This window comes from Thermus islandicus DSM 21543 (assembly GCF_000421625.1).
Classification (GTDB): Bacteria; Deinococcota; Deinococci; order Deinococcales; family Thermaceae; genus Thermus; species Thermus islandicus.
The window spans coordinates 1-10,332 of sequence record NZ_ATXJ01000027.1 but is presented as its reverse complement, the minus strand read 5'-3'; the positions used below and the strand labels follow the sequence as shown (position 1 = coordinate 10,332).

Here is a 10,332-nt window from a genome sequence, read left to right as displayed (position 1 = left end):
GGCCGCTTTCAGGGCCACCCCCGTGCTCACCTTTTCCCCCGGGCGGGGGCCCACCCGTTCGTCCACCAGGGGGACCAGCCCGATACGGTCCACGATGCTGGCCACCAGGCCCAGGTGGCCGAGGTCGTACACCTGTAGGTCGGGTGTGGTTTCCATCCCAAAATCCTAAGGCCAAGGAAGAGGGGTGCGGAATATCGGGTAAAGGTGCCTGGGATTAAGGAAGAATCCCCAGGGAGGACGTGGGGGCCATAAGCACGCCCCTTGACCCTATCCTTCCAGACTTAATCCCCGATACTTCCTCTTGGCCTCCTCCAGGCGGAAGGCTTCCACCACCCTCCCGGCCTCCAAAAGCTCCCGCCTGGCCCGGTGGGCTAGGGCCGCCACCAAGCCGGGGGTAAGGGGCCGGAAGAGCGAGGGTTCAAAGCGATCCTTTCCTTCCACGGCGAGCCACAGGGCATCCCCCTTCACCGCAGCCCAAAGGGGCTTTCCGAGGTACCGCCGGAAGCGCACCAGGGCCTCCTGGACCGCTGGGGTGAGGAGCTTCCTCGCCCCCACCTGGTCCTCCCCGTAGGCGTCAAAGAGGCGCTCAAACTCCGGGCTCTCCAGGGCCACCCGCTTCAGCTCCCCCCTCTGCGAGCGGAGCCAAAAGAGGAGGGGCAGGAGGGCGGAAAGGGCAAGCACCGCGTAGATCACCCACCAAGGGCCATCCCGGTTCTCGGCGGGCACCAGGGCGGCGAAGAGGGCGAAGAAGGCGATGAAGCCGTACAGGAGGAGAAGCGTCCGCCCCGTAAGCCCCCCCACCCCCTTTCCCCTGCCCTGAGGGGCGAGGCGCACCTCCCCCTCTACGGGGAAGGGGAGGCGGAAGCGGTAGAGGGTGCCCCCGAAGAACCTCTGGTAGTGGGAGCCGTTTTTTGTCCGCACCTTGCGGTAGAGGGCGACGTCCGAGGAGGCGAAGGGGATACCCCCCACCTCCCCTTCCACCAGGTCCTCGGCTTCGTAGCGGTCGGGGGAGGGGAAGAGGCCGGAGGCCAGGGCCTCCTCCCGGGAGAAGCCGCCCTCCGGCGAGTAACGGAAGCCCAGGGCCTCGGCCACAGGGCCCACCAAGGCGCGCTTGACCCTCGCCTTGAAGCCGCGCACCAGGAGGTGGGCCGGCAGGTAGAGGAGGCCGGCCAGGAAGAGGGGGAGCCCAGGGTCCAGGCCCAAGCGCAAAGCCCCCACGGGCAGGGACACGGCGAGGAGGAGGAAGCCCCCCGCAAGGAGGAGGGTCCGCCGCCTCTCCGCCTCCAAGGCCTCCAGGGGCACGGCTCACCTTCCGAAGAGCCCTCTGAGGTCGGGCGCCTCGCGCTCCTCCTGGGGAAGGGTGAAGACGGGCTTGCGGGAAAGGCCCAGGGCGCGGGCGAAGAAGGCGAAGGGGATCTGCTCCAGGACGTTGTTGTACTCCGTCACCGCCTGGTTGTAGAAGCGCCTTGCCGCGGCGATGGAGTCCTCGGCCTCGGTGAGGGCCGCCTGGAGCTGAAGGAAGTTCTGGCTCGCCTTGAGGTCGGGGTAGGCCTCGGCCCGGAGGCGAAGGGCGGCGAGGGCCCGGGAGAGCTCGCCCTCGAGGCGGAGGGCCTCCTCGGCGTCTTTCGTCCCCTCCAGGGCCTCCCTGAGGCGGGTGAGTTTCTCCAGGAGGTCCTTTTCGTAAGCCATGTACTGCTTCACCGCTTCCACCAGGTTGGGGATGAGGTCCCGGCGCTTCTTGAGCTGGGCCTCCACCGCGCCGAAGGCGTTCTCCACTTGGTTTTTGCGGGCCACCACGGTGTTGTAGGCCCAGACGGCCAGGAGGACGAGGAGAAGGACCGGCACCCAGAGGATCATGCCCATTTGGGCCCATTTTACACGCCGGGTCGCGTAAGGAACCCTGCGCGGAAACAAGGCCTTGCGCAGCGGGGCCCTGCGGAAGAGCCTAGAGAGCGGGGGTGAAAGGGGTTCAGTTCTCCCGGGCGCGGGGCGCCTTCCTTAAAGTGATGGCCAAAAGGGGCAGGCTTCCCAAGGCCCCTCCACGGGCTCTGTGTGGGCCCTCGAGGTCTGGTACAAGCGGGTGCTGAGGGGGTAGTTAGGGGAGGGGAAGGTTGTGGGCGTCTCGGAGGACGCTTGCTTCCTCGCTGGCGCGAATCCCAAGACCCTGTGCCGATGCACACCCCGAGCGGTAGCCCAGGAGGTAGCGAGCCCCGGAAGGATAAACCAGCTGGGCGCAGTCGCCCCAGTTGTCCCACGCCGGCCGGGTTCGCCCCCAGAACAGGGCTTCCGCGCTCGGGTTGCCCGGACCGGTGTACACCCGGATGGACGAACCCGGCTCCAGAGCGATGTCTGGGAAAGCGAAGGCTTCTCCAACCTTGTTCTTGAGGAGGAATCCCTTTAGGGAAACGGGAGCCGTAGCGAAGCGAGGATCTGCGGTGATGTCCACGAACTCGTTGTTCGGGTTCTTGGCGTCGTTGGCCCCCATGTAGCGGACCCTTGTGATCGCCACCGGGGCGCGGTCCGTGGGCTGTGGATTCGGGGGAAGGCTCACTTCAGAAAAAAGAGGGGGAGCCTTTCCCTCCGCCCATAGCCAATGGCTGGAAACGCCAGACGGGTGCTTGCTCCATGGGTCCTCCCCTTCCCCGCTCCAGCCATAAGGATCAAAAACAGGCCATTCCGTCCCTTTAGCCCGACGCATTTCAAAGTGCAGGTGGGGTCCCGTACTGCATCCCGTGTTTCCGGAAAGGCCCAGGACCTGTCCCGTATGCACCGGGTCACCCACCTTGACCCGCACCTCGCTCATATGGGCGTAGATGGAGAGAAACACCTCTCCACTCGGTAGGCGATGGCGTAGCACAACGCCTAGGCCGGATACCGTCTTGTCCAGGGGAGGGCAGTAGAAGGGGTTTTCCCAGCCTGCGAACGTCACCTCACCGTCATAGACCGCCAGAAGAGGCGTGCCCTCTGGCATGGGAAAGTCGTATCCCTGATGCCCGTCCACCCCGGGAAGCTTCTCCCCCCACCAACTGAGGAGGTAGCCGTTGCTGTCCTTGAACTGGAAAGGGTACTCATGATCGCTGACATTGGTGACGCGGAACTCCCCTTGGAAAGGGGAAGCTAGGACCGGAGAAGGGGGCGTTTTGGACGCCGGTCCCGAACCTGGTGAGCAGGCGGAGAGTCCGACCAAAGAGAGCAAAGGCCACGCAAGTAAGCGCCAGCGGCTTCTTAACAGCATCCTTCCCTCCCTCATGTCCTCAACGTCAAAGTGACTAAAGAAGGCCCATGAAGGGACAAACGGCTCCGACTTCAGGATACTTCCTCGTTGTGGGTCAGCAGCACCTAACCTCTCTCGGCCGCGGCCTCGAGGAGCCTCTCGTCCGGGGCCAAAGGCCGACCCCTACACCGCCTCCACGCCCCGCTCCCGGAGGGGCTCCACCCAGCTCGGCGTGAGGTTCACCTCCACCAAGAGCTTCAGACGGTCACCTCCCGCTAGTCGGCGAGGAAGGCAGCGCACTCCAGGGCGGCGTCTATGCCCTCCCGCTCGGGATAGAGGTGATCGCGAAGGATCTCCTCGGGGGTCTGGTGGCGCAGCAGTTCCCCATCGCAATCCGCATGCCCCGTAGGCAGGGTCTTCCCCCCATGACCTAGGGTCAAAATTGTAGCCGCGGGGCCTAAGGTGCTCCTGAGGGTAAGGGAGGTGCGGGCATCCACTTAAACTAGGCCTATAATTGACTAGAGCCATGAACGCTTGGGTTCTGACCCTGCTGGCGCTTCTGGGTTCCCTCGGTCTGGCGCAAAAGCCCTTGCAGACCCTGGCCTGGGGAAGCTACAGCCTGCGCATTGAGGAAAACGAGGGGGAACAGGTGGCGCGGATCCTCCTGGCCGGTCGCACCCTTGTTGAGGTCCGGGACTTCCGCTTGGAGGCCTCCCTGGTGGAGGTGACCGGAAGCCCCCCCAAGGAGCTCCTGCTCACGGGGTATTCCGGCGGCGCCCACTGCTGCACCACGCACTACCTCTTCACCCAAGAGGGCGGCCTCCGCAACCTCCTCTACCAGGAGTGGGGGGACGGGGGCATCCGGGAGGTGCGGGATCTGGACGGGGACGGCCGGGGGGAGCTCATCGCCCTTGGGGTGTACGCCTACTTTGGGGACCTGCCCTTCGCCTACTCCCCCGGGGTCTACCGCGTCTACGCTTACGACGGCCTGGTGTTCCACGAGGTCACCCGGAAGTTCCCCGTACCCGCTCTGCAGGCCATGAAGGCGTACCGCGAGGACTTCCTGAAGGCTCGGGCCTCGAGGGACCTCCCGGGGATGCAGGGAAGCGCCCTGGGTCACTGGCTGAACGCCCTGGTGATCGGGCGGGGGGCGGAGGCCAAGCGCTGGCTGATGGAGAGCGCGCCTCCCGAGGTGAGGAGCTGGCTTTTGCGGCACGAGGAGGAGATCCTGAACAGCGTTTCGGCCCTGCCGCGAAGCTACAGCCGCACCCTTCCGCCGAAGCGCTGAAGAGTGAGCGTAACGCGCTGCCCAAGGAGGGCCTCCGGCCCGGGGGGCTAACTCGAGGCCTCCAAGGTGGGGTAGAAGCGCTACATCGTGGAAGGGCCAGGTTCTGGCCCCAAGGGGACGACCCCTAGGCCTGAGTGCGTGCCTCATGCTGCGGATCCACAGCCTCAGCCGTGGCCGGGTGCGCAAGGTAGCTTGGCTGACCCTGAAGACGGCTGGGGTGGAGCTCTGAGGCAACCCACGAAGGCATTTCGGGACCGCCAGTTTCGCTCGAGGCCAAGCTGCGCGGGGTTCTGAGCTTTGGGCCATCCAAAGCCCTACCCCAGAGGTACAGGGCCAGGGCGCGCCTTGGGTCAAGGGGGCGGGTTTACGGTCAGGGGGGCTCTCCCCGCTTCCTCAGCAGGCGGCAGCCCTTGTACCGCCACTCCTCCCTAAACCCAGGGGGGGTTCCTTGGCCGTAGCGGGGCTGGAGCGCTCCGCCGCCCGGGCAGACCAGTACGCGGCTCACGTAGGCCTGGGGGGCGGAAAGCGCCAGGAGGAAGCCGGCGTCGGCGGGGAGCACAAAGGGCCTGGCCGTCCCTGCCCAGGCGAGGAGGCGGTAGCTCTCCCGGTCGTCGGCCAGGGTGGATCGGGGCGGGGCCTGGGCCAGGGTCTGGCCGATGGCCCGCTCCAGGGGGTCCGGGGGGGGTTTGAGGGGCTCTAGAAGGGCCCAGCCTGCCACGGCCTGGAGAAGGGCAACCAGCAGGGTGGCTCCCAGGAGGTGCGGCTTCGGGGCAAGGCAGTGCAAACCCCCTAGGGGGAAGAGGAGGAGGAGGGCGGTGGCCACAGGGAGGGTGTAGCCAAAGCCCAGAGGCGTCAGGGCGAGGAGGACGAAAAGGGGCGCCAGGTAAAGGAGCAGTCCTGGCCGGACGCGGGCCAAGAGGAAGAGGCCCCCAGCCACGTAGGCGGGGCTTGCCAGGAAGACTTCTCCCAAGGGAGGGGTTTCCTGGGGCAGGGCCCTATAGAGGGAGATCCCCCCACCTGTGAAGAGCCAGCCTAGGTAGGTCCAGGCCAGGGTGGTGAAGAGGAGGGGGAAGAGGAGGACCAGGCTGGCCGCGGCCCAGGCTCGAGGCTCCATCCGTCGGAGGAGGCCGATCCCCAGGGCGAAGAGCACCCCCAAGGGAAGGGCGAAGGGGGTCGCGTAGACGGCGAGGCTCAGCACAAGCCCGGAGGCGAAGAGAAAAAAGGATAGGCCCTCTTCCAGCCAGCGCAAGTAGAGGGTCCAGGCCCACCACAGGAGGACGAGGCCCAGGACCTGGGCGAAGTCCTGGGCGAGGAGGTGGATGGGCCAGGGGGAAAGCAGAAAGCCCCCGGCCAAAACCAAGGGGAGGATCCCGGCCCGCCTTTTGACCTCGGCCAGGAGGAGGGCAAAGCCCAAACCCAAAACGATGGTGCCCAGGATGGGGGGCGCCCACGGGGAGGGCCAGGGGAGGAGCAGGAGAAGCGGCAGGGGGGGGTAACTGAAGCCCAGGAACTCCAACCGGCCGCGGTCTAGGGTCAGGTACACCTTGGCCAGGTACGCGGCGTGGAGATCGCTGAGGTAGCCCTCTTGGGTTAGCCCCAGGGCAGCCATGCCGGCGGGCAGGGCCAGGAGTAGGCCCAGCCCTAGCTCAAGGGGCGGGCTCCAGGTGGGACGCTTCCTGCTTGCTGAGGCCATGGAGGGTTTTCTCCCAGTAGAAGGGCTTGGTGAAGAGCTGGACCAGGGCCTTGTAGGCGGCCACGCTGTGGAGGGTCCAGTAGACAGGGTTGAGGAGGGCGAAGGGCGCCAGGGCGTAGAGCCTGCGCTTAAACGCCGCCAGCATGTTGAGGTAGATGGCCAAGGCGTTCCCCAGGAGGAGGTTAAACAGGGCAAGGTAGAGGACGAAGGGGGGAAAGTAGGGTTCCAGGGCCCGAGTTCCCGTGACCAGCCAAAGGAGGAAAAGCCCCCAAAGGAGGGGGGAAAGGAGGAAGGTGAGGGGGGTTCCGGCGATGAGGAGGAAAAAGCCTAGGAACTGGCGCAGGCCCACCCGCCTCAGGAGCCTGAGGGGCTTACGGCTGTGGACCAGGGCGGTCTGCATGTACCCTTTGATCCAGCGGGAGCGCTGGCGGATCCAGTTGCCCACGTGGTTGTTGGCCTCCTCGTAGGTGGTGGAGTTCACCACGCCCACGGTGTAGCCCCGCATGGCCGCCCGGATGCCGAGATCGGCGTCCTCGGTCACGTTAAAGGGGTCCCAGCCGCCAAGCTCGCGGAGCTTTTCCGTTTTGAAGTGGTTGCTGGTCCCCCCGAGGGGGATGGGGAGGCCGAGGCGGTCCAGGCCCGGGAGGAGGTAGTCAAACCAGTAGGAGTACTCCAGGGTGAACATCCGGGTGAGGAAGTTCTCGTTCCAGTTGAAGTAGTTCAGCGCAGCCTGTACACACACCCTGTGCTCCGGGCCTTTCCGGAAGGCCACCACCGCCTTTTTGAGCTGGTCCGGCTCCGGCTGGTCCTCCGCATCGTAGATGACCAGGTACTCCCCCCGGGCAAAGAGGAGGCCCACATTGCACGCCTTGGGCTTGGTCTTGGGCTGGCCGTTGGGGATGATCACGAACTGCACATTGGCCGGAGGGCGGGCCGCCTTGGCCGCCTCGAGGGTTTCCGGGTCGTCCTCCTCAACCAGGACCAGGATCTCCAGCTTCTCCTTGGGGTAGTCCAGCCCTGCCAGGTTCCGCATCAGGAGGCCCACCACGTTGGCCTCCCGGTACACGGGGACCAGGATGGTGTAGATGGGAAGCTCCTCGTCCTTTAGGGCCCGGACCTCTTCCTCGGTCACGGGGGCGTGGCGCTCGGCCAGGGCCCCGGCGAGGCTCACGCCGAACTTGAAGGCCACGCCCACAAAGAAGAAGGCGTTGACCAGGAGGTTCAGAAGGATCAGGGTCTCCCTGGGCCAAAGGTAGAGGCCGAGGAGCGTTCCCAATAGGCCCGCGGCCAAGGCCAGGTACTGGCCCGGGGTGAAGACGGTGTAGGCCGACTCCTCCGGGCTCCGGTAGTAGAGGGCGTAGACCGCCCGGTCCAGAAGGCCCTCCCGGTAGAACTCCCGGATGGCCCAGTCCACGTCCCAATCGGTGGTGACCAGGAAGAGGGGGTGCGCCTCGCCCAGGTGGGCCTTAAGGGCGGCCTTTAGGGCAGGGGAGGGGGCGTCGTTTACGGCCACGAGGAGGGTGCCGTCTTGGCGAACCCGCAGGGGGATGGCCCGGTGCCTTAAGGCCTCCTCGAGGGGCCAGCGCCGCAGGAGCTTGGGGTCGGGCCGCTCCTCGGTGAGGAGAACGAAGGGGAGGCCCCACAGCTCGGAGAGGGCCTGGTAGAGCTCCTTCCTCCGGAGGTAGCCCAAGGCCAGAAGGATGCGGCCGAGCCTCTCCCCGCTTCTTTGTTGGATCTCCAGGGCCCGGGAGAGCTGCTCCTCGCTGAGGAGGCCTCGGGCCACCAGGAACTCGCCGAGTTTAGGCCTTTCCACGGCGCACTACCTTGGGGTAAAGGGCCACCAGCAAAAGGAGGGCGAGGGCGGCTAGGGCCAGGTAGACCTCCTTGCGGTACCGGGCGAGGAGGCTCCCCGGGGTTTCGGGCAAGGGTTGGACCCGGAGGGCGCTTTTGGAAAGGGAAAAGGTCAAGAGGGGCCCTGAGGGGCCGCGGAGGGCGATCTCCCCGTGGAGGGCGAACCAGCCTTCCTTGAGGGCCTCCTGCAGGAAGGGCGCCAAGATCTCCCCGCTGGCGTTGGTATGGCTGAGGAGGAGGACGGGGCCCTCCTTCCAGGAAAAAGCCTGAAGGGCGGCGTAGGGACCTTCCGGCTGGACCACCAGCCAGGGGGTGCCCCGGCTGTCCACAAGGCGGAACCCGGGGGTGCGGAGGGGCGCCCCCAGGGTCTGGGGCAGATTGGGTCCGCCCACGGCCAGGAGGGGGGCACGGTCGGGGGCGGAGGCGATCTCGGGAAGGAGGGGGGTTCGGGTGGTCTCCTGAAGGGCCTGGACCAGGCGGGCGGCGAGCCCGAGCTTGAAGCGGTCCAAAGGTTCAAGGTAAACCCAGAACTTGGGAAGCAGGGCCTGGGGGAAGGCGTCCAGTCCCGAAAGGGCTTCGCCCCCCTCGAGGACCAGGTAGGAGGCGGGGTCCAGGGTGGCGGTAAAGGGCAGGGCGCCATAGGTGCACTGGCCCTCGGCGGGAGCGTAGCGGAAGCGCACCTCCAGGGTGTTGTTGCGCTCCAGGAGGGGGGCGGGCACGGGAGCGTAGAGGTCCAGAAGGGTCCCTTCCAAGGGCTCGGCATGGAAGGCCACCCCGTTTAGGAGGAGCTCCGCATAGCCCCTTTCCGGAAGGGCGGGGCTGTGGACGGCCCGGAGCCTTAGGCCCACGGGGCGACGCTTCGGTCCAAGGTCGGCCAGGGCGAAGGCGTAGGAGGCGGTCAGCACACCGAACCCCTCCACCCGCTTGGGGCCGTAGCCGAGCGCGGCCAGGCTCACCCTGGGTCCAAGCTCCTCGGGCGTCTTAAGGGAGAGGGCCTCGGTGGCCTCCCCGGGGAAGGGGGCCTTCGGGAGGCCGGGCTCGGCCAGGAAGAGGCGGGCGGCCTCCTGGAGGCTGCCCAGGTAGAGGGCGAAACCCTCGAGTTTCGCGCCGAGGCCTTCCTGCCAGACCACGTGGCGGACGAAGGGATGGGGCTCAAGGGGGGCCTTGGGGGGCGCCTCGAGGCGGAGTTCCGGCACCCGCCCCGGGTAGGTCCGCGCCAGGAAACCCGCGAGCCAAAGGACGGCTTGGGCCGCTTCGCGGGGCGGGGGCTCGGGCAGGTAGACCACCACCCGCTCCACATAGGGGGGAAGGAAGGCCGCCAGGGTTTCGGGGGGCGTGGGCCGGCCAGCGAGGAGGAGTTGGCTTTCGGGAAGGACCTGCACGCGGAAGAGCCCTTGGGCGGCGCAAAGGTCCTGAGCCGGGAACCGGGTGCGAAGCCGAAGGGTCAAAAGGCCGTTTTGCACCCCCACGCCCTTTAGGGGGACGCGGAGGGAGGTGGCGGGCAGGGCAGCCTGGAAAACGGGTTGGCCCTGCGAGAGGATCTCCAGGTAGCCCTGGGGGAGCCCCGGGGAAAAGGCCAGCTTGAGCTCCAGAGCTTCGGGCTCGAGGCCGGGGTTCACGGGAAGGAAGAGGGTGGCCTCGCCCTCGGCGCCGGTAAGCTCTGCCCCGTTCCTATACCCGAGCGCCCCAAGGGTAAGGGAGTACCGCTGCCAGACCGGGGCGGCCCAGGCAAGCTCGACCAAAAAAGGCGGCAAGGGCAAGGGCTTGGAGACGGTGCCCACCTGGGGGGAGGCGGTATTCTCCCCTTGTCCTTCGCACGGGACCAAGGCGAAAAGAAGAAGCCCATAGAAGATTCCATTGACACTCCCACGGCTAAAGCCGGTGGGATTCTTGGTTCGACGAGGACAGCCTACGATATGTAGGTCTTACGCCCTCTCCCCAAGCGTTTTGCGTCTCCGTGTGCCCCACGGCGACGGGAATCTTGCGGATTCCTTCAGCCCGGATGTTTTGGGCCGCGTTCAGGTCTCGTTCGTGCACCGCCCCACACCCGCAGGCCCAAACCCTGTCTGAGAGGGCAAGGTTTTGGTTGATGGCTCCGCACTCTCTACAGAGCTTGCTGCTGGGGAAGTAGCGGTCAATCACCACCAGGTGCTTCCTGTACCAGAGGCTCTTGTACTCCAACTGCCGCCTAAACTCACCTAGGGCCGCATCCAGAACCGAAAGGGAAAGCTTGGTTTTCGCCATCCCCTTCAGGTTCAAGTCCTCGATGCACAGCCCATCGTACTT

The 10,332-nt window shown here is 66.4% G+C and carries 10 protein-coding genes and 1 pseudogene; 1 reads left to right on the top strand and 10 read right to left on the bottom strand.

Going from position 1 to position 10,332, the window contains the following annotated elements:
• From H531_RS0111500 to H531_RS14335, 6 genes and pseudogenes are all read right to left on the bottom strand, one after another.
• Positions 1 to 156, bottom strand: a 156-nt coding sequence (locus tag H531_RS0111500) for a DUF4277 domain-containing protein (protein ID WP_022799475.1), incomplete at its 3' end; no start/stop codon positions are given.
• A gap of 111 nt (positions 157 to 267) precedes the next feature.
• Entirely contained in the window at positions 268 to 1,302 is a 1,035-nt protein-coding gene (locus tag H531_RS0111495; RefSeq protein ID WP_022799474.1) for a DUF3137 domain-containing protein, read from the bottom strand.
• Between the two features lie 3 nt (positions 1,303 to 1,305).
• Positions 1,306 to 1,863 carry a LemA family protein gene (locus H531_RS0111490; RefSeq protein WP_022799473.1) on the bottom strand — a complete coding sequence of 186 codons (558 nt, stop codon included), beginning with the start codon at positions 1,861 to 1,863 and terminating at the stop codon, positions 1,306 to 1,308.
• A gap of 232 nt (positions 1,864 to 2,095) precedes the next feature.
• A complete protein-coding gene (locus H531_RS14950) occupies positions 2,096 to 2,551 on the bottom strand; it encodes a lamin tail domain-containing protein (protein ID WP_051130704.1) in 456 nt (151 codons plus the stop codon).
• 147 nt (positions 2,552 to 2,698) lie between these two features.
• Positions 2,699 to 3,235, bottom strand: a pseudogene (locus H531_RS15165) (M23 family metallopeptidase); the annotation flags it as partial.
• 254 nt (positions 3,236 to 3,489) lie between these two features.
• The gene (locus H531_RS14335; protein WP_245540690.1) at positions 3,490 to 3,711 is read right to left on the bottom strand and encodes a hypothetical protein; all 222 of its coding nucleotides are present in this window, start codon (positions 3,709 to 3,711) and stop codon (positions 3,490 to 3,492) included.
• A gap of 29 nt (positions 3,712 to 3,740) precedes the next feature.
• Between H531_RS14335 and H531_RS0111470 the strand changes: the two genes are divergently transcribed.
• Positions 3,741 to 4,502 carry a hypothetical protein gene (locus tag H531_RS0111470; RefSeq protein ID WP_022799471.1) on the top strand — a complete coding sequence of 254 codons (762 nt, stop codon included), beginning with the start codon at positions 3,741 to 3,743 and terminating at the stop codon, positions 4,500 to 4,502.
• Positions 4,503 to 4,872: 370 nt separating this feature from the next.
• On the opposite strand, the gene H531_RS0111465 is transcribed toward H531_RS0111470, so the two are convergent.
• The 4 genes from H531_RS0111465 to H531_RS13680 form a co-directional block, all read right to left on the bottom strand.
• A complete protein-coding gene (locus H531_RS0111465) occupies positions 4,873 to 6,195 on the bottom strand; it encodes a hypothetical protein (protein ID WP_022799470.1) in 1,323 nt (440 codons plus the stop codon).
• A complete protein-coding gene (locus H531_RS15160) occupies positions 6,149 to 8,008 on the bottom strand; it encodes a glycosyltransferase family 2 protein (protein WP_022799469.1) in 1,860 nt (619 codons plus the stop codon). Before H531_RS15160 ends, H531_RS0111465 begins: the two co-directional genes overlap by 47 nt.
• Positions 7,995 to 9,788 carry a cellulose biosynthesis cyclic di-GMP-binding regulatory protein BcsB gene (locus H531_RS0111455; RefSeq protein ID WP_245540689.1) on the bottom strand — a complete coding sequence of 598 codons (1,794 nt, stop codon included), beginning with the start codon at positions 9,786 to 9,788 and terminating at the stop codon, positions 7,995 to 7,997. The genes H531_RS15160 and H531_RS0111455 overlap by 14 nt, the downstream gene beginning before the upstream one ends.
• A gap of 130 nt (positions 9,789 to 9,918) precedes the next feature.
• Positions 9,919 to 10,332, bottom strand: a 414-nt coding sequence (locus tag H531_RS13680) for an RNA-guided endonuclease InsQ/TnpB family protein (RefSeq protein ID WP_022799467.1), incomplete at its 5' end; no start/stop codon positions are given.

Coding starts and splice junctions, on each gene's coding strand:
- H531_RS0111490 (WP_022799473.1), bottom strand. CDS start 1,863: ATGGGCATGATCCTCTGGGTGCCGGTCCTTCTCCTCGTCCTCCTGGCC.
- H531_RS0111470 (WP_022799471.1), top strand. CDS start 3,741: ATGAACGCTTGGGTTCTGACCCTGCTGGCGCTTCTGGGTTCCCTCGGT.
- H531_RS0111465 (WP_022799470.1), bottom strand. CDS start 6,195: ATGGCCTCAGCAAGCAGGAAGCGTCCCACCTGGAGCCCGCCCCTTGAG.